The following is a 19,605-nucleotide window of genomic DNA, read 5'->3' as shown; positions in this document are numbered from 1 at the left end:
CGTCATTAAAAAGTGATTCGTATTCCAGCACCTCGTTGACATTTTCCGGCATGGAGACGGTGGTGGTCAGCGACTTAACGGCAACGGCGTCGGTCGGGGTCACGATCGCTGCCAGCATGAAGGCTGCCGGGAGGGAAAACTTATGCGGCATCCCGAAACGCAGGCCGACGCCAATGACGCCGACGGTAACAATTGCTAAGAGAATGGCCATCGACCAGATTGACCGTAAGTGGGAAGTAAGCTTTTGAATCGACTGTTTTTGCCCGTCATTGAACAGCAGGGGCCCGATGATCAGCATCATAAAGATCTCGGGGTCCAGTTCAATGTTGCTGGGGTGGACTGGTGACAAAATCAGTAGTGCCCCGGCGGCAATCTGGTAAAGTGCCAGGGGAATCTTGGGGTACAGTGCATGAATAATGTTGGCGCATAAGACGGCCACCAGTAAATATAAAATGGTTGTTAGGTTTTCCATGATCTCCTCCGTGTTCGCGTCACATTATAACTTATTTTGCAAAGCTGCGGCAATTGTTGCCCGCCTGGTATAAAAAAGCGGAATGCAGTTGCTGCATTCCGCGTGGTTGACTGTGTTGTGGACTAATGCTTTTCAAACAGTCCAGTCAGGTATTCCATGAACTGCTTGAGGTAACGGTCTTTATCAACGTTAACTGCCACGTTGACGTTCGGGTTCGGGTCGTTCAAGCGGCTGTTGTCACCGATCGTCCGCCCGTAATTCTTATCACCGTAGTTAACCTTCATGTGAAGGGCAATGGTGGAAACAAATGATGGGTCGAGGGCGACACCAACTGCCAGTGGGTCGTGCAGGGCACAACCATTTTTGTCGATGTCGAGGTTGTAGTAGGCATCGATGTAGAAGTCGGTGATGTCGGCGTAAGCCTTGCCGGCCTTGGTGCCGAGGTCACGCCACTTTTGCGTTTCCTTCTTCGTCAGCAGCGTCCGCAGGGTAACGTCCAGGCCGACCATCGTCTGTGGCAGGTCACTGGATAAAACGGTGTTGGCCGCCTTCGCATCCTGGTTGATGTTGGCTTCGGCAACGTCGGTAACGTTTCCTTCAACCGTCAGCGCACCACCCATGAAGGTGACATTGCCAATCAGGTGGGTGATCTCAGGGTCCTTTTCAATGGCAGCGGCCAGGTTGGTCATTGGACCAGTTGGTACGATGATCAGGTCCTTGCCGTACTTGTGGGCCGCTTCGATGAAGAAGTCGACCCCTGATTCAGTTTCTAGCTGGCGCTTTGGTTCTGGCAGGTCAACTTCCCCGATCCCGTTGTTACCGTGGATGTCCTTTGAAACCTGCATCACATCGAAGTGGTCGCTAGTGCTTGAATGCGGAAGCCCCTTGTAAACTGGCACCTGGGTTTGACCCAGCAGTTCCAACAGCTTTAGGGCGTTCTTGGCACAGACGTCAAGGGTGTTGTTACCGTATGATGAAACAATCCCGATTAAGTCGACATCTGGAGCGGCAGTAGCGTAGGCGATCGCCAGGGCGTCGTCCACACCAGTGTCAAGGTCAAGAATCATTTTTTTCTTTGCCATATGTAATTGCCTCCAATTCGCAATGTCATTGTTACAATATCCATGATAACCAATTGAAAGCGCAAACACAACCGTTTTACGTAAAACCTTTTAAAATATTTAATTTGGTGGTTAAGAAGCTTTTAGTTACAGATTGTCGCGATCGCGATGATATAATTAACCATTATTGAAAAAGACAGAAAGTGAGGAACAGCTGAGATGCAGAAGAATTACGACGTGACGATCATCGGCGGGGGACCAGTGGGGATGTTTGTCGCCTTTTATTGTGGACTACACCAATTATCTGCCCAGTTGGTGGAAAGCCTGCCCCAGCTGGGTGGGCAATTGACGGCGCTGTACCCGGAAAAGCAAATCTGGGACGTTGCTGGCTTGCCGGGAATCACGGCTGCCAAGTTAGTGGACCAGCTTAAACAGCAGCTGGCAATTGTCGACGTTGACCAGTTTACCGGTGAAAAGGTCAATGACGTGGTTGCCAATAATGATGGGACTTTTACCATTTCATCGGCTAACCGGACCTCGCAGAGCAAGAGTGTGCTGATTGCTCTTGGCAATGGAGCCTTCCACCCCCGACAGCTACGACTAGCGGGAGCTGATGACTTAACTAGCCAGCAAGTCCACTACTTTGTCCGTCATAAGGCTGATTTTACCGGTCAGCGGGTCGCGGTGCTCGGTGGTGGTAATTCGGCGTTAGATAACGCCAAAATGCTGGCGGGCGTTGCCGAACAGGTGACCCTGATCCACCGTCGTGACCAGTTCCGCGGGCACGAGCTGGTAGCGGACCAGTTACGGGCCATGGACGGGGTTGAGATGATGACGCCGTTTTTGCCGCGTGACCTGGCGGTTAATGATGACCAATCGCTGACGTTGACGTTAAAGAAAATGCGCAGCGATGAAGAACAACGGCTGACGGTCGATCAACTGGTTGTCAATTATGGTTTCACCGCCAACAACGCCGCTTTATCACAGTGGTCGCTGCCACTGGATAGTGAACGCCACCAGATTAAGGTTAACCAGCAGATGGAAACCAGTTTCCCCGGAGTTTACGCAATTGGTGATGCAGTTACTTATCCAGGACGGACGGCATTGATTGCCACTGGCTTTGGCGAGGCCCCAGTTGCGGTGGCGGCCCTGGCAAAACGGTTGTATCCTGAAAAGTCGCTGGCTGTCCACAGCAGTTCAATGAAAATTAAGTAAGGTGGCAAGCAAATGTCAACAAAGTTCTATGACCAGCTAATTGATTGGGCAATCAAACTACAAAGTCTTGCCCAGGATGGCCTGGCGTACTGCAATGATAAGTATGACCGTCAGCGCTACCAGGAACTACGGACGGTGGCGGCAGAAATGATGGCTGCCAAGTCGGGGCAGTCCCTTTCCCAAGTCCAAGAATTATTCTGCAACGAACGTGGTTACCAAACCCCGAAGATTGATACCCGCGCCGCCATTTTCCGGGAGGGTAAAATTCTGTTGGTGAAGCAGGATGGTCAGTGGTCCTTACCGGGTGGATGGGCCGAAGTCAATATTTCGGTGGCTGAGAATTGTGTGAAAGAAACCAGGGAAGAAACAGGTTTGCACACAGTGGTCCAACGGGTGATTGCCCTGCAGGAATATAACCGGCATAATTGCCCGCCGCTGAGCCCTTATGGCATTTGTAAAATCTTCTTTCTCAGCCGGGTGACTGGCGGTCAATTCGAGAAAAACATTGAAACTCAGGGGTACGATTACTTCGCCCTCGATGAATTGCCGCCGCTCATTACCCGCAAGAGCAACGAGGACCAGATTCGCCTGTGCTTTGCTGCCGCACACGATCCGCACTGGCAAACCCGGTTTGAGTAAACTGAAATCCCCCAGCATTCTTCACGGAGAAAATACCGGGGGATTTGTTTTCTTATTTGACGGTCATTGCCAGCCTCACCATGTCGCGGAGGCGGATGCCGTTCTCGTAAATCGGCTGCTGGTAGTGGCGGGTAAAGAAATCGCGGTCAACGTTGGTGATGCGAAAGCCGCATTTTTGGTAGAGGAGGAGGGATGCCATACTGGTAGAGCCGGTACCAACGACGAGGGTGCTAGCGCCATGCAAGCGGGCGTAGCGTTTGGCAAACTGGACGAGGGCCTTGCCGTACCCGTGGTGTTGCCACTGCGGGTCGATGGCCAAGTTCTTAATTTCAACCGTCTGCTTGTCCAGGGGCTCAAGAAGGATGACTCCGATCAGCTCATCGTCGACGCGCAACTCAAATGGGGAACACCGCGGTAGGTACTGCTTGACGAGCTGTTCGTCCGGGTCAGCATTCAGGTAGAGTTGGCGGTGCTCTTTCGTCATCTGGCTAGTAGGGATAATCATAATATCGTTGTTCATGGGGCACCTCCCGGGGACTTCTTGCTTTTTTCATTCTACTACATAAAAGGGCGTGCCAGCTATCGGCACGTCCTTTGTCGTTAGTTCTTTGAATTATCCGGGTTGGTAATTTTAATCCGGTTAGAATCCGTCGACTTGTGGTTCTTTTCTGGAGCATCGGTTGAGTAGTCATTGACCGTGCTCTGGTTATTATTGCGACTGAAGATGCTGGTCGACTTCTTCCCCAGCTTGCGCTCAATCTGCTTTTCCCGTTTTAACCCGTTGGCGTAGTTGTAGTCGGCCGGATTGACGGCTTTGAAGCCCTTCGGGTGGTAGAACCGTAGCAGGTTTTTCTGGTTTAGCGAGTCAGAGAGGCGTAATTCCTTGTTGACGAGGTGAGCATCAGCGGCGACCCGCTTCTTCTGCTTCTTGGTCAACTTGGCCTCCTTGCCAGTAGCATTGTCATAAATTGTCCCGTTAACGCTGGTGTACTTTGGCGTAACAAAGTCTTCGTTACGGAAGGCAACTACCTGGTCATGCTGCTTGGAGAAGAGGTCAGTCCCAAACTGGATGTAGCGTTTTGAACTGATTCCCAGCAGGTGGAGCAGGGTTGGCAAAACGTCGATTTCTCCACCGTAGACGTGGGAAATATAACCGTGGTTACCGGCGTTGGGGATGACGAACATCATTGGGACGCGCTGCAGCTGGGCATTGTCAAAGTCGGTCCAGTCGTCCGCGGACTTACCCATTACCGGTGCCAGGTACTTGTTTTCCGTATTGGAAATCCCGTAGTGGTCCCCGTAGATCATGATCAGCGAGTTGTTGTAAACCCCGGTCTTCTTTAAGTAGTTAAAGAATTCCTGTAGCGACTGGTCAAGGTAGTGAGCGGTGACAAAGTAATTATCGACGGTGGAATCACCAGTGCTGGTGGTTTGGAAGTTCGGGTCCTTATCTTCATCGTCAAGGTCAAACGGGAAGTGGTTCGTCACTGTTAAGTACTTAACGTAGAACGGCTGCTGGAGGTTCTGCAGGTAGTTGATCGAGTTGTCAAAGAGCAACTTGTCCTTGAGCCCGTAACCCATCGCCTTGTCGCCGGAGGTGTCAAAGTAGGAGGCGTCAAAGAAGTACTGGTAACCCAGGTTCTTGTAGACGTTATTCCGGTTCCAGAAACTAGCCACGTTCCCGTGGAAAACGGCACTGATGTAGCCGGCCCGTTGTTTGAGGATCGCTGGTGCCCCCTGGAAGGTATTATCGGCACCAAGGGTCGCAAAGAGTGATCCCTGGGGGAGACCAAAGGTACTGGTTTCCAACATATTTTCGGCGTCAGAAGTCTTCCCCTGGCCAACTTGGTGGAAGAAGTTATCAAAGGCGTACGTTTCGTTGCTGTGGTACAGCGAGTTTAAGAACGGTGTCACTTCTTGACCATTGATCTTCTTATCGATGATAAACTGCTGGAAACTTTCCAGATGAATGATGATCACGTTACGGCCCTTAGCAATCCCGTACATCTTCGGATTAGGGGCGGCGTAGTGCTTCTCGGTAAAGCGGTGGACGGTGTCCAGTTCTGACCGCGTGGCGCTCTTTCTCATGTTGTGGATGTGTTGTGACTTAACCAGGTCGTAGCCGGTAAAGAAGTCAATCCCCATGTACTTGACGATGTAGGTCCGGTCAAACGTCCGGTCCAGTAACTGTGGCCGGCTCATTTCGGCAAAAGTCAGGTTGAGCCCGCAAATGACGAGCGAGACCGACGTAAAGGCAAAGGCCAGCCGGGAACCGATGGCCCGCGGGTCAATTTTGATCTTCTTGAACAGCATCAGCAGGAGGATGACGACGATGTCCGTCCAGTAAAGAAGGTCGTGGACGTTGGTCAGGGCCAGCGAAGACCCGGAAAGACCCTGGTTGACCTTGGAATACCCCGTCATGGTGGCAATGGTCATGAAGTCGGTGAATTCCCGAAAATAAATGACGTTGAGGTACAACAGCAGGGTGTTGAGCCCGTCAATTAGCAGGATGACCGGGTAAAAGAACCGCGACTTTTTAAAGTAAAAGGCGATCCCAAATAGCAGCATCGTCGTCCCCAGGGGGTTGAAGAGCAAAATGATGTACTGCCAGAGAGTCGTTGCTCCCAGCTTAAAGTCGGTAAAGTATGCTAGGAGTGTTTTTAACCAAAAAAAGACCACTAGGAGGGCAAAGAAGCCAATCCTTGTGTTTACAAACTTACTGATTTTTTTCATTAGAAACAATGAACCTCGTTTAACTCAATTCTCTTGTTTTAAATAGCATCGTTGTAGGAAATGGGTGGAAATGGGTCACATTTCCCATGACATTTCGTCCCATTTTATCACAATCAATGCGGATATTAAATTTTCCGATGAGCTTCCGGGAGGGCAGAAAAGAAAACACGGTGCTGCGAGGAGGTGCAGTACCGTGTGAAATTTGCTGCTTTTAATTGGTGAGCCATCACTATTTGACGGTGGCGGGCTGGGTTAACCAGTCAGAGCGGAAAAAGCGTTTCAACTTGGTGTTGACCGGGATCCAAATTCCTTCTCGCCAGATATCCTTTAATGAGGCCATCATCAGCCGGTCATGCCGGTTTTTCTTGGTCAGGGGGATGATCATCAGCCGACCGCGGGCAGTAATGATGGTCACCCTGGTACCCGTCATCCCAATGATTTTGGCTGCGGTGACGTGTTTAGTCTCCCGACGGAGTGTCATGTTGTCGTGCCCCTTTCTTTTTGACCACTGTGGTTTATCTTACGGGAATTTTGTGAAGAAGTTGTGCGCAAATCATTACTTGCCAGTTAAAATAAGGGGGAGGAGGGAAACAAAATGGCAAAATTGAACCTATACCTGGTGCGTCATGGGCAAACTTATTTTAATATTTACAACAAACTACAGGGGTGGAGTAATTCACCGCTGACCAAAAAGGGGCGGGCCAACGCCGTCCACGCTGGTGAAATGCTCAAGGACGTCCACTTTGCAGCGGCATTTTGTAGTGACACAACGCGGGCCCAGGAAACAATTGGCAAGATCTTGGAACTAAACCGGGCAAACTCAGTGAAACAGGCGGTTTATTCACCCTTTTTCCGGGAAGAATTTTACGGAGTGTTTGAGGGGACTAACATGGACTTGGCGTGGAATATGGCCGGGCTGCCTCACGGTTACTCTTCCTTTAAGGAGATTGTTCAGGCCCACTCCATCGGGGTTGCCAAGGACTACCTGCACGAAGCTGACCCCTTCCACCAGGCCGAAAATAATGAGATGTACTGGCAACGAGTTAACCAGGGTCTGGGATTAATCCGGCATGCTGATCTGCGCGACGGTGATAATGTGTTGTGGGTAACTCACGGCAACACCTTGCTTAGTTTGGCAGAACGTTTTGGGCAGGGACAGTATGACGTGACGAAACGGCCAGCCAACGGGAGCCTTACCATCCTCACAATGGATGGCAGTGACGTTCGCATTAAGGCTTATAATCAGACGAAGTTGCCGGCTGACTAGTGTTGGCGGTTGATAATCCGGTATAATGGTGACAACTAAGGCAGAAAGGAAATCGCTCATGAGTTACTATCTTGGTGTTGATGTTGGGACGACAACCACCCGGGCCGTGGTCTATGATCAGACTGCCCGCAAAATTCAGGAGGCCAGTCAAACCTACCCACTGTACCGGCAAGCTGACGGGATGGCTGAACAAGAACCCCGGCAATTAGTCAACGCGGTGGTGGACGTTATTAACGAGGTAGTGGCTGCTGCGGACTTAACACCAAACGAGATTAAAGCGGTTGGCTTTTCCAGTTCCAACCAGAGTGTGATCTTGCTGGATGACCACTACCAGCCACTGACTCGCGTGATTACCTGGGCCGATACCCGTGCCGCCCGGGTTGCTAAGCGGGTTCAGCAGTCTCTGACCGCTCAACCCCTTTATTCGCGGACTGGGACGCCAATCCACCCGATGTCACCGCTGATTAAGCTGATGTGGCTGCAGGAAGCTCACCCTGATTTAATGGCGAAGGCGGCCTACGTTGGCGACGTGAAATCGTTCTTGTTTAACCAGTTGTTCGGCTGCTTCAAGGTCGACATCTCAATTGCTAGTTCGACAGGGATGTTTAACATCACGAAGTCGGAGTGGGATAGTGAAGCCTTGAAAATGGCCGGTATCAGTTCCGACCAGCTTCCCCAGGTGGTAAACGGGACGACTCAGCAACGGGGGCTGGTTGAAACGATGGCCGACCGGTTAAACTTACCGAAAGATGTTCCCTTTATCTTTGGCGCTTACGACGGCGCAATGACCAACGTCGGTGTCGGGGCAACAGCGGAGGATACCGTCGCTATTACGATCGGGTCTTCGGCCGGGGTGCGCGTGGTGACCGATCACCCGGTAATTGACCCGGAACAGCGGCTCTTTTGCTACTGCCTAGATGAGGGAAAATGGGTTGTTGGTGGTCCCCTCAACAACGGTGGGGCGGTCTTTGACTGGGCCGTTCGCCACATGGTAGATACCAACGCGGTCCGCAATAGCGGTGGTGACCAGTTTGACGTGGCTAATAGTGTGATTGCGGAAACCCCCGTCGGCGCCCATGGCCTGATCTTCCACCCCTTTTTAGGTGGTGAACGAGCTCCACTGTGGGACGCTAATGCTCGTGGTAGCTTCTCCGGCTTAACACCGCTCCACACCCGTGCTGATATGCTGCGGGCGGTCATGGAGGGAATCACGATGAACATTGCAACCGTCTTCCAGGTCCTCTGCGAACTGGTGGGGCGCCCCAAGAGTGTCACGGCTACTGGTGGCTTTTCCCGGTCACTAGTCTGGCGGCAAATGCTTGCTGACGTCTTGAATACCGAGGTGAAAGTGCCCCAGCACTTTGCGGCGGCAGCCCTTGGTGCGGCGACGATGGCGATGAAAAGTGTTGGCCAAACGACAACAGTTGCGGCGACTACTAACCATGATATTGTGATGGCCGACTACCAGCCACAAGCTCAAGCAGTGGATATTTACCAGCAGGTCCTACCAATTTTTACCCGGTTAGAAGGCTTTTTAACGCCGTCCTACCAGTCACTGGCGGCACTGCAGGAACGGTTAAGCCACTACCAGGAATAGGCAGCAACGGTGCACCTGTATCAGGGCCGGGTAAACTTAAAAACCGGGGCAAATTAAATAAGGTTGTCAGCAATGACAGCCTTTTTTAATACCTTCTTTTAGGAAGGCTGTCGCAAAACGCGTATAATGGTTCTTAAATACATGATGGAGATGACAGTTCAATGGCAAAGCGCTTATTAGACACATTTGTTCCGGAAGACTACCTGGTAAAGGTAAACATCAACCGGGCAGCCAAGACGATTAAGGGACAGGTAACGGTCAGGGGGAAGAGCCTGGCCGATCGGTTTGCCCTCAACCAGAAGTTTTTGACGATTGACCAGGTAACGGTTGATGGCCAGCCAGCTGACTTTCAAGTCAATGATGACGAGGAGTTATTCACGGTGAATGCCCACCAGGGTCAGCTAACAGCGGTGGTTGACTACCACGCTAAGTTAACCGATACAATGATGGGGATTTATCCGTCCTACTACCAGGTTAATGGCGAGAAGAAGGAATTGATCGGGACCCAGTTTGAAACCACTGCGGCCCGGCAGGCGTTCCCGTGCGTCGATGAACCGGCGGCTAAGGCGAAGTTCACCCTCGCCATCAAGTTTGACGAACATGCTGGGGAAACAATCATCGCCAACATGCCAGAAGACCACGTCGAAGACGGTTACCACTACTTCCAACAGACCGTCCGAATGTCATCTTACCTGGTGGCCTTTGCCTTTGGTGAAATGCAGTCGAATCTGACCAAGACCAAGAGCGGCGTCGAGGTTGGTGTCTTTGCGACCAAGGCGCACCAGAGCAAGGAACTGGACTTTGCTTTGGACATTGCCAAGCGGTGTATTGAATTTTACGAAGATTACTACCAGACACCGTACCCATTACCGCACTCCTACCAGCTAGCGCTGCCTGACTTCTCGGCCGGGGCAATGGAAAACTGGGGGTTGGTCACTTACCGGGAAGTTTACTTGATGGTTGACCCTGACAACACCACCCTCGAAAACAAGCAGGTTGTGGCGACGGTGATTACCCACGAACTGGCTCACCAATGGTTTGGTGACCTGGTAACGATGAAGTGGTGGGACGACCTGTGGTTGAACGAGAGTTTCGCCAACATGATGGAATACGTTTCTGTCGATGCGCTCCAGCCGGATTGGCATATTTGGGAACTCTTCCAGACTACGGAATCGCCAATGGCCCTGCAACGGGACGCCACGGACGGTGTTCAGGCGGTTCACCAGGACGTTAACGACCCGGCAGAAATTGACTCACTCTTTGATGCTGCCATTGTCTATGCCAAGGGTTCTCGGATGTTAGTGATGGTTCGCTCCTTACTGGGCGATGACAACCTGCGGAAGGGGTTGAAGCAGTACTTCGCCGACCACCAGTATGGCAACGCCTCTGGGGATGACCTCTGGAAGGCACTGGGCGATGCCTCTGGTTTGGACATCGGCAAGATCATGCACTCCTGGCTGGAACAACCAGGCTACCCGGTTGTGAGTGTCAAGGTTAACGACCAGGGACAGGTAGTTCTTCATCAACAGCAGTTCTTCATCGGTGAACACCATGACCAGGGACGGTTGTGGCAGATTCCGTTGAACTGCAACTACGACCAGGCACCGCAACTAATGACGGACCGTGACTTGGTTCTTGGTGACTACCAGCAGTTGCGCCAGCAAAATGGGCAGCCGTTGCAGCTGAACGTTGGTAATAATTCACACTTTATTGTTGATTATGACGACCAGCTAGAACAAGACCTCCTCGACCACCGTGACCAGCTGTCACCAATCGATGAACTGGCACTCCTCCAGGATGCCCGGCTGCTGGCCGAAGGTGGACTACGGTCATATGCTGACCTGGTAGCATTGATTGCTCGCTTTAAGGACAGCAAGTCAGCCGTGGTGGCCAACGCCCTGTACCGGATTGCTAACTACCTGAAGAACTTTGTTACCCCTGGGTCGGCAGAGGAAAAGCAGTTAAAGCGTTTCTTCGCTCTGCTGAGTAACAAGCAGGAAGCCCGGCTCGGTTGGACGCCAGTCGAAGGCGAGTCCAACGACGACCAACTCGTGCGGCCGTACATCTTCAGTGCCAGCCTTTATGCCGGTAACCAGGATGCCCAATCACAGGCTCACCAGCTTTTTGCTAGCCACCAGGACCAGCTAGCTGACCTGCCAGCTGACACCCGGCCGTACATCCTGAAGAACGAGGTGCAGCAACACCCGAGTCAGGAACTGTTTGACCAACTCCTTGACCTTTACCGGGAAACTGCTGATGGGGGACTGAAGGAAGACATTTGCTTTGCCTTGACTAACTTGCCAGACAAGGACCTGCTTGCTCAGTTGGTTAACCAGTACTTCAAGGACGCGGCAACGATCAAGCCGCAGGACCTGCGGGCATGGTACCGTGGAGTCCTCGCAAATAACGATGGTCAGCAGCTTGCCTGGGATTGGCTGCGTGACAACTGGGGCTGGTTGGACGCCACGGTCGGTGGCGACATGGAATTTGCTACCTACATCACCGTCACGGCCGGAGTCTTCCACACTGCCCAACGGTTGAACGAGTTCAAGGACTTCTTTGAGCCGAAGCTGCAAACGCCAGGACTGACTCGTGAAATTGAGATGGACACCAAGATCATCAGCGGGAAGGCCGACTTGGTTGCTAAGGAAGGCGCCGCTGTTAACCGAGCAGTTGCTAATATCTGCTCTAATAAATAGTCTGTAAAGACAAAGATTTTCAATATTTAAGTCTCTCGTTAATGTGATAACGAGGGACTTTTTTGTCGTGAGATTAGTAATGGAGTTGCCCGCATGGTTGGTATCTCAATGCTTGGGGGTGGTTAGGCAAAGCCACCAGTAACGTGCTGACTTAAAAGACACGACTGATGGTAAATGATCGATTAATTAATTAGTAAGCGTAATATAAAAAACGATAAAGAGAGTTGGTTCTTTGCTATTTATTCCTAATTATTTGCCAGTTGACAATCGAGAAGATAATTAACAATCTAATAAAGATATAAGCATATCCAGGCAGCAGTTCGTCGATCATTTGGAAAATCCGTAAAAGAAATCGTTTTCTTAGATTTTTATCTTTACGGGCTGAAACGGGGCAGGTAAAATAGTAAACCGTTTTGACAAATAAAAATATTTTAGTAGACGGAGAAAGAGAATGGTTTCAAAAAGTAATGCTCGGATAAGTTTATTCAAGCAGAGTCAACGGGTTCAACGGTGGGGAATCCGTAAACTTGGGATTGGGGTTGTCTCGGTCATGTTGGGGATAATATTGTTGACAGCGGTTCATACGGACAGTGTAAGTGCTAATAGTCAGTTGGCGACTAGTGGCGAGCACCAACCCAGTGATCAAACGCCGGCAGCTCCCACCGGCCAGTTAGCTGCTCATTCATCGGCCCAGGATTCAACTAGTGATCCGGTAGCGGCAAATAATGACAGTTCAACGACGTCACAGGATGGTAGTAAGGTTGGTGAAGGCACGCGGGTCACCTCACATGACATTCACCAAACACTCGTGATCCACGATGAACCAGATGCAACGGTCAAAATATCAGGGAGTCGGGTTGGCCAGGCGCCAGTCGATGACGGTAATCATTATGGTGTTCCCACCAAATCGGAGTGTTGGACCAATGTTCAGCCGGGTAGCGTGATTAAAGTCACTTATACCGGCTTGAAACATAGCTCCTATGACAACCGTCCGATCAAGAGTGTGGTTTACACCTTTAGTAATTTTGAAGCGTGGCCTGGCAGTGATCGCCCAATGTCGCTGGCAGTTTTCAATAATGTGAATGCCGGCTTTGATATTTTCTACGTCAAAAATGTGAAAGTGGCCATTCAGCTTTTTTATGATGACCAACAGCAACAGCCAGTGAAATTTAATGACCAGTCCAAAGGCTACCTTGTCTTTAGTTCACTTAACAACTACAAAGATGGGAACGGCCAGCATATTGAACAGGTGAAGGTCGATGAAGGGAAGCCACTGACCATCGTTGGTAGTAAGGTCAACCTTCAAAAAAGATGGTTATTTGCGAGCAAACGACGATATTACCTATATTGACTGGTACGATCCGGCTACCAAAACGGTTCACAGGGACGAACGTCAAACCGGAACCCCTTATTATGATTGGGACACCCATGCCAGTGGAACTTATGTGGGTTCAGCACTCCTTGAGTTGACTCAGTCAACACCGACTTTTGAGGTGGGACTGGATCCGGCTGGTGGTGATATTGACTACACGGGTGTTTGGTTCCGGGCAACAACTGCGATTCCCTATACCCCGAAACCGGTGGAGGTTAAGGGGAAGACGGTGACTGAGACAATTCATTACAAGTACCAAGACGGTCAAATGGCTAAGCCAGATGTTGTAAAACACGTAACGTTAGGCCATCAAGTCATTAAAGACCCAGTAACTGGCGAAGTAACGTGGGATCATTGGGAGACTAAGTCCTTTGATAAGGTTTCCAGTCCGACGGTTGCTGGCTACACTCCGGATCAGGAAAACATTGGTGAGGTAACGGTTGACCACAACAGTCAAAACATTGAGAAGACAGTTATCTATACCAAGAATCCGACTAAGCCGGTCCGTCAAAGCAAGACGGTGACGGAAGTTATCCACTACCAGTACAAAGATGGTCGTCAGGCACACGATGACTATGTTGCAGTACCGAAGACCTTTACGCGGACGGGTGAGCAGGATGTCATTACCGGCAAGGTTACCTGGGGTGCTTGGACACCAGCCCAACAATTTGCTCAGGCCAAGAGTCCGGAGATTCACGGCTATACCCCGGACCATGCACAAATTGACAAGATTACCGTTGACCACAATAGTCAGAACGTTGAGAAGACGGTAACCTACACGAAAAAACCGGCGATTGTGGTACATGATCCAGCCACAGTTACGGAACGGATTCATTACGTCTATGCTGATGGTCGTCAGGCGGCACCAGATTATGAAAAGACGCTTAGTTTTACCGTTGATGGAACACAGGATCCGGTCACTGGCCAGATTACCTGGGGTGCTTGGTCGCCAGCCCAAGAATTCGCTAGTGTCAAAAGTCCTGAAATTCATGGTTACACGCCAGACAGGGAAGTCATTGGTGGGGTGTCTGTGGACCACAATAGTCAGAATATTGAGAAGACAGTTGTCTACACCAAAAACGCCCCGACAGTAGTAAAGCAAAGCAAAACTGTTACGGAAATTGTTCACTACCGGTTTGAAAACGGCAGTCAGGCACATGATGACTATATTGCAACACCAAATACCTTCACGCGGACCGGTGAAAAAGATGCGGTTACTGGCCAGATTACCTGGGGTAGCTGGACACCAACCCAACAATTTGCTCAGGTTAAAAGCCCCGAAATTCACGGTTACACGCCAGCCAAGGAAGTCATTGGTGGGGTGTCCGTGAACTACAACAGTCAAAACATTGAGAAGACAGTTGTTTACACCAAGAAGGCACCAACAGCAGTTAGTCAAAGTAAAACTGTGAAGGAAATCATCCACTACCAGTTTGAAGATGGACGCCAGGCACACGATGACTACGTCGCCGTACCAAAGACCTTTACGCGGACGGGCGAGCAGGATGCCGTTACTGGCCAAATTACTTGGGGTAACTGGACACCAGCACAGGATTTCAGCAGTGTGAAGAGTCCGGAGATTCACGGTTACGCGCCGGATCAAGTACAAATTGGTAAGATTACCGTTGACCATAACGGGAAGAACGTTGAAAAGACGGTTGTTTACACCAAGAACGCACCAACCACTGATGTTCCAGTGAGGGACAATCACCAACCAGGTATAACGACACCAAATAAGCCTAGTGAACCGGCCAAGCTGACAAATAAAGCTGTTTGGCCGATTCAGGAACGTCACTCAAGTCATACCCAATTGCCGCAAACGGGTAATGAAAGCAATCATAGTCAGCTAGTGGTGGGGTTGCTAGAGGTGTTCTCTGCCCTGGGGTTTCTTTTCCGCAAACGCAGTAAGTAGGGGGCTTATGTCACAGCCCCATTTTTAAAAGTTTTAGGGATTAAACTAGTGTTTTTTCTCTAAGACTTTTTATTTTAGCAAGAGAGTAAAACGGTCCTGATTTGTTTTTTGGTAATGAATTATGTTAACCTCTTCATACTGTACTTTTTTGAGGAGGTATCAATTTTTGGCTGATTAGTGCCAAAACACAATGAATTATACGAAAAAAGACTATAAAAAAGCACCTTTATCAACAATTCACCTAAAAATTTACCTGACACTGATTCTAGGACAAATTGCCTGTGGATACGCGCTCGGCATCATTGGGACCGGGATTGCGCGTGCTCAGCAGACCATGACAATCAGTGATTTCTGGGTCGGTCTGGTTGGAGCCGGCAGCCTGTTGGGATTAGCTGGGAGTGCCCTGGTTGGCAAGATTGCTGACCAGGTTGGTCGCCGGCAGATGCTGATGATTGATATGTACCTTTTTAGTATTTTTTCGTTGGGGCAATTATTGACGCAAAATATGGCGATTCTCTTTGTGCTCCGGGTTTTGATTGGTTTGATGATCGCTATTGATTATACGGTTGGTAATGCCTGGCTGGTGGAATGGCTGCCCGCCAAACAGAGTGGTAAGCTCCAGAGCCAGTTAATTGTCTACTGGACGCTGGGGTTTATTGCGTCTTACCTCGTAGGAACTTTTGTCGGGGGATTTGGTAGTCATACCTGGCAGGTTATTCTGGCGACTGGCGCTGTTCCGGGGTTAATAACCGCTGCTTACCGTTCAATGTTTCGGCTGCCATCATCACCCAGTTGGCTGGCAAGCCAGGGGAAAAACCATAAGGCGCAAAAAGTTATTCAAAAGCACCTGGGCAAACGCTGGGGACTGTCACTCAAGCAGTTGCGCAACCAAACGCCTGACGATATCGGGTTAAAGACGCTCTTTAGCCCGGCCTACCGGCGGCGGACAATTGTTGGTGGCACCTTTTACGCTTGCCAGGCCTTTGCCTTCTTTGGTGTGTCTATTTTCCTGCCGATTTTGCTGGCAAATATGCACCTGGGCAATGATTTACTGTCCGGGATTATCTACAATATCTGTGTTTTTGCCGGCGTCATGCTCGGCAGCTGGCTCTTTCGCCGGATTAGCCGCCGGGCGTTTTTGATGGGAACCTTCTTCTTGTCAGCTCTCGCCATGATCTTGCTGATTATTGGGCAAGCATGGTCACCACTCGTCCAGATTGGTCTTTTTGCCTGCTTTGCCATTTTACTGTCAGCCGGACTGGTTCTGGATTACCCCTACCCGACGGAACTGTTTGACATTAAAGTGCGGGCCAGTGGGGTTGGTGCTTGTATTACCATCAGCCGGTTTGGTGCCGCCAGTGGGACCTTTTTACTGCCGGTCTTAACTAACCTTGGTGGTTCACGGTTAGCCATGATTGTCTGTATTATCGTACTGCTAGTCGGTGGCTTGGTTTGTCTTGTCTGGGCACCAGAAACTTCACCCCGGTTTCGGCAGAAGTAACTCGTTAATTGTAGTCCCTGTTTTTAGCAGTAAAATAAAGCAACCCTGTTGTTCGTTTGCTCGGACAACAGGGTTTTTCAGTGGGGTGGAGTTCAGTTTTAGTTGCTATCAATACTGGAATAGTTACTGCTATTACTTTTTCAGTAGTCCGCTAACCTTATCCGCCAGGGCGGGGTAGAGTGGTAACACGTGTCGTTGCCATTCTTGCCGCGTAATTTGCAAGCCAATCACGGGCACCAGGTTATTGATATCGTCAGCGGCGGTGGCACCAATTTCACTCGCACCAACGAGCTGATTGTCCTGGTCGTAAACGAGGGTTAATTGGGCATCCTGTTCGTTGAGTCCGGCATAAAAACTGCCACCACCCAGCGAGCGTTCTTCGACCTGGTAGGAAGAGTTGTCAGCCGCGTCATCCGGACTGACTCCCACCTGGGCAATTTCCGGAAAGGCAAAGGCGGCTGTGCCGATAGTTGGGTAGTGGAGAGCAGCGGTCTGCTTGCCTTCCAGCAGCTGGTAGAGGTAGTCGGCCTCTAGTTCAGCCACTGTTGTTAGTTTGGGAACGTTCTGGCTAGTAATGTCACCGATTGCGTAGACACCGGGGACAGTGGTTTGAAGGTGGTCATTGACGTCGATCCCCTTAGCAGAGGCGGCAATCCCGGCGGCTGGCAAGTTGAGCTTTTCAATGTTGGGGACCCGGCCACTAGCGTCAACAACGTAGTCAGTGTCGATCGTTCTTCCCCGGTTGGTAGTCACGCGGAAGGACTGACCATCCTGGTCAACCCGGGTCGCATTTGTGTGGAAGTGGAATGCTACCCCCTGCTTGGCCAACGCCGTCACCATTGCGGCGGCGTACTTGCTGTAAAAACCGCGGAGGATCCGGTCGGAGCGGATTAACATCTCTACCTTCGTCCCGGCAGCGGCGAGGAAGGAGGCTAGTTCAATGGCGACATAGCCGCCACCAATAAAGACGGCGCGGTTGGGACGGTGTTCAAGGGAGAGAACGTCGCTACTGTCGTGCATCAAGTCAGCACCGGGGATGGTCAAGCGGTGTGGCCGGTGACCGGTGGCAATAATAATGTGGTTACCTTCGTACTGCCGGCCAGCAACCTCAATCGTGTGCGGACCGGTGAAGCGGCCGTAGCCTTCCGCCACGTCACACATTTTTTCATAAATCGCCTTGGTTTCATTGGGCCAGGAATCAAAACGGGCCTTCTTGGTGGCCATTAATTGGTCCCAGTCGACAACTGCGGGCTGACTGATGCCGCGGCCAACTAACTGCCGACTAGCTTGAGCCACGTGGATGGCACCCGACAGGAAGATTTTTGGTTCACAGCCGACGTTGGGACAGGTACCACCAAAGAGTCCGCCTTCTACCGCCAGCAGGGACTTGCCGGTTTTAGCTAATAGGCGGGCCAGTTTGTAACCAGCGGGACCGGTACCAAGGATAATGTAATCATATTTTTTCATGTGACGACCTCCGTTTGCGTGCACGTTTGCTGCTCTCATCATAATTGAAAGCGGTGACGAAGAAAAATAAAATGCCTGTTGGGAACATAAAAACTCCCGCCACTTCACAGTAGCAGGAGTTATTGACGTTAGGCATCCTTTTTATAGGTTGTCGCCCATCTCGTACTGGTACTTGGAACTCAGCAGGGTCTGACGGATCAGTGAGCTGAGCAGCAGGTGGGTGCGGTGACTAATTTCGTTCCCCGTGGCGATGCTTTCCTTCGTCAGGTAGGCAGTTAGTTCGTCGCCAGCGAGACCCTTGGCCTTGGCATCAATCTCATCAATCCGGGACAGGCCATAGCTTTGGCAGCCGTCGCGGAAGGCGTTCACTTCGTTGATGAACTGGTGGTAGCGTGGCTCAACAACGACCTCAAGCAACTTGTGCATCCAGTAAGCGGAGTCGGCAGTCACTTCCTGGCTAGCAACCTTGTAGTTAGCCGGTGTGTCAGTGATGTTCGTGTAGAATGGCACATACGGGCTGTAAGCGTAGAAGCCGAAGTTGACCCACTGAATAGCGGAGAATTCGGCTGGAACGTCGTTACGCAACTGGAGAATGCAGGATGATTGGTTCCGGTCGAGGGCAATTGAACGGAACTTCTTTTGCTGCTTTTTATCGCCAGAAGCAAAGGTGTCAAATGGGTCGTATTCGGTGCCGTTGTAGTGCGACGACAGGAACTTTTCGACGTCTTCGACTGCAATCTTCTTTTCTGGTTGACGAAGCCATGGCATATCCTGGCTGGTTGGGTCCTGTTCAATGCTTGGGTTGAACAGCTTTTGACCATACCAAGTCCGTGGGGTGTTATAGTAAGCATCCGCTTCGCTCTGGGTTCCAAAAATGTTGCGGTAGTTAAAGCTTTCTGGCGTTGGGTTCAGGTGGTACTTTTCAACGAAGCTTTGGAGGTTTGGATCAAACATAAAATTGTCCGGGTCGTTGAAATCAATCTCTTCAATGCACATGATGTTCGGGCAGATGGCATAAGAGTTGTCCGGAATCCGTTGGGCTGCCCAGTGGTGACCAGCACCCGTTTCCAGGTACCAGATTTCGTCGTGGTCAGAAAAGGCGATCCCGTTGCATTCGCCGGTCCCGTACTTTTCAATTAACTTACCGAGACGGGCAACGCCTTCACTGGCACTCTTGATAAAGGGCAGGACAACGGACAGCATGGCATCTTCGTTCAGCCCGTTCTTGACCAGCGGGTCGTGGCCAAGGCAGCGGGCGTTGGTTCCTTCGGTTTCGGTGGAACTCATTGCCACGTTGTATTCGTTAATTCCCTGTTCGCCCCAGATCCCTTCGCTCGGGTCACCGTTAGGGGTTGCAGTGTAGCGGCAGCCGTCGCCCTGCAAGTCCATTTCAAAGCCGTTGTACTTGGAAACAAAGTGTTCGTCGTAGTGCTTGGCTGGGACGACAGTGAAGGTCTTCGGGTTGACACCATCATAACCGTCTTCGTCACGGGCAATGATGGTGGAACCGTCCATCGTTGCGCCTTTCCCGACGAGAATAGCAGTACATGAGGAAAGTTTTTTGTTGGCCATTAAATAATCGCTTCTTTCAATCAATCTTTTGCTAATTACTGTTGTTAATCATCTTATACCAATTAGAAAACGGGGGCAACGTTTGGCAACGGGCTCCC

At 50.8% G+C, this 19,605-nt stretch carries 15 protein-coding genes; 8 read left to right on the top strand and 7 right to left on the bottom strand.

The window, feature by feature from the left end; genetic code table 11:
- Together Q0E49_RS02860 and Q0E49_RS02855 are read right to left on the bottom strand one after the other, a co-directional pair.
- On the bottom strand, nucleotides 1–472 hold a 472-nt coding region (locus Q0E49_RS02860; protein WP_295746448.1), incomplete at its 3' end, for a cation:proton antiporter.
- Nucleotides 473–594: 122 nt separating this feature from the next.
- A complete protein-coding gene (locus Q0E49_RS02855) occupies nucleotides 595–1,554 on the bottom strand; it encodes a nucleoside hydrolase (protein ID WP_295746447.1) in 960 nt (319 codons plus the stop codon).
- A gap of 198 nt (nucleotides 1,555–1,752) precedes the next feature.
- On the opposite strand from Q0E49_RS02855, the gene Q0E49_RS02850 reads away from it, so the two are divergent.
- Together Q0E49_RS02850 and Q0E49_RS02845 are read left to right on the top strand one after the other, a co-directional pair.
- The gene (locus tag Q0E49_RS02850) at nucleotides 1,753–2,748 is read left to right on the top strand and encodes an NAD(P)/FAD-dependent oxidoreductase (RefSeq protein WP_295746446.1); all 996 of its coding nucleotides are present in this window, start codon (nucleotides 1,753–1,755) and stop codon (nucleotides 2,746–2,748) included.
- 12 nt (nucleotides 2,749–2,760) lie between these two features.
- Nucleotides 2,761–3,387: an NUDIX hydrolase gene (locus tag Q0E49_RS02845; RefSeq protein WP_295746445.1), complete on the top strand. Its 627-nt coding sequence runs from the start codon at nucleotides 2,761–2,763 to the stop codon at nucleotides 3,385–3,387.
- A gap of 52 nt (nucleotides 3,388–3,439) precedes the next feature.
- Here the strand turns inward: Q0E49_RS02845 and Q0E49_RS02840 are convergent, their stop codons facing one another.
- The 3 genes from Q0E49_RS02840 to Q0E49_RS02830 all read right to left on the bottom strand — a co-directional run bounded on the left by Q0E49_RS02840 (nucleotide 3,440) and on the right by Q0E49_RS02830 (nucleotide 6,601).
- A complete protein-coding gene (locus Q0E49_RS02840) occupies nucleotides 3,440–3,907 on the bottom strand; it encodes a GNAT family N-acetyltransferase (RefSeq protein WP_295746444.1) in 468 nt (155 codons plus the stop codon).
- Between the two features lie 80 nt (nucleotides 3,908–3,987).
- Entirely contained in the window at nucleotides 3,988–6,120 is a 2,133-nt protein-coding gene (locus Q0E49_RS02835) for an LTA synthase family protein (RefSeq protein ID WP_295746443.1), read from the bottom strand.
- 229 nt (nucleotides 6,121–6,349) lie between these two features.
- Complete coding sequence (locus Q0E49_RS02830) at nucleotides 6,350–6,601, bottom strand: hypothetical protein (protein ID WP_295746442.1); 252 nt, start codon at nucleotides 6,599–6,601, stop codon at nucleotides 6,350–6,352.
- 114 nt (nucleotides 6,602–6,715) lie between these two features.
- Here Q0E49_RS02830 and Q0E49_RS02825 point away from each other — a divergent pair, with 114 nt between their 5' ends.
- The 6 genes from Q0E49_RS02825 to Q0E49_RS02800 all read left to right on the top strand — a co-directional run bounded on the left by Q0E49_RS02825 (nucleotide 6,716) and on the right by Q0E49_RS02800 (nucleotide 16,468).
- Entirely contained in the window at nucleotides 6,716–7,387 is a 672-nt protein-coding gene (locus Q0E49_RS02825; RefSeq protein ID WP_295746441.1) for a phosphoglycerate mutase family protein, read from the top strand.
- Nucleotides 7,388–7,445: 58 nt separating this feature from the next.
- On the top strand, nucleotides 7,446–8,984 hold the full coding sequence (locus tag Q0E49_RS02820) for a gluconokinase (protein WP_295746440.1): 1,539 nt from the start codon (nucleotides 7,446–7,448) through the stop codon (nucleotides 8,982–8,984).
- A gap of 161 nt (nucleotides 8,985–9,145) precedes the next feature.
- A complete protein-coding gene (locus Q0E49_RS02815) occupies nucleotides 9,146–11,683 on the top strand; it encodes a M1 family metallopeptidase (protein WP_295746439.1) in 2,538 nt (845 codons plus the stop codon).
- Between the two features lie 451 nt (nucleotides 11,684–12,134).
- Complete coding sequence (locus Q0E49_RS02810; RefSeq protein WP_295746438.1) at nucleotides 12,135–13,034, top strand: GbpC/Spa domain-containing protein; 900 nt, start codon at nucleotides 12,135–12,137, stop codon at nucleotides 13,032–13,034.
- Nucleotides 13,003–14,967 carry an LPXTG cell wall anchor domain-containing protein gene (locus Q0E49_RS02805; protein WP_295746437.1) on the top strand — a complete coding sequence of 655 codons (1,965 nt, stop codon included), beginning with the start codon at nucleotides 13,003–13,005 and terminating at the stop codon, nucleotides 14,965–14,967. Before Q0E49_RS02810 ends, Q0E49_RS02805 begins: the two co-directional genes overlap by 32 nt.
- A gap of 190 nt (nucleotides 14,968–15,157) precedes the next feature.
- A complete protein-coding gene (locus Q0E49_RS02800; RefSeq protein ID WP_295746436.1) occupies nucleotides 15,158–16,468 on the top strand; it encodes an MFS transporter in 1,311 nt (436 codons plus the stop codon).
- 132 nt (nucleotides 16,469–16,600) lie between these two features.
- On the opposite strand, the gene Q0E49_RS02795 is transcribed toward Q0E49_RS02800, so the two are convergent.
- Nucleotides 16,601–17,935 (bottom strand): NAD(P)/FAD-dependent oxidoreductase, encoded by a 1,335-nt coding sequence (locus Q0E49_RS02795; protein WP_295746435.1) that lies wholly within the window; start codon nucleotides 17,933–17,935, stop codon nucleotides 16,601–16,603.
- A gap of 141 nt (nucleotides 17,936–18,076) precedes the next feature.
- Complete coding sequence (locus Q0E49_RS02790) at nucleotides 18,077–19,507, bottom strand: C69 family dipeptidase (protein WP_295746434.1); 1,431 nt, start codon at nucleotides 19,505–19,507, stop codon at nucleotides 18,077–18,079.
- Nucleotides 19,508–19,605 lie beyond the last annotated feature (98 nt).

It is taken from the genome of uncultured Limosilactobacillus sp. (assembly GCF_934202235.1).
In the GTDB taxonomy this organism is placed as follows: Bacteria; Bacillota; Bacilli; order Lactobacillales; family Lactobacillaceae; genus Limosilactobacillus.
The sequence above is the reverse complement of the archived record's forward strand: the minus strand, read 5'-3'. Positions and strand labels throughout refer to the sequence as shown.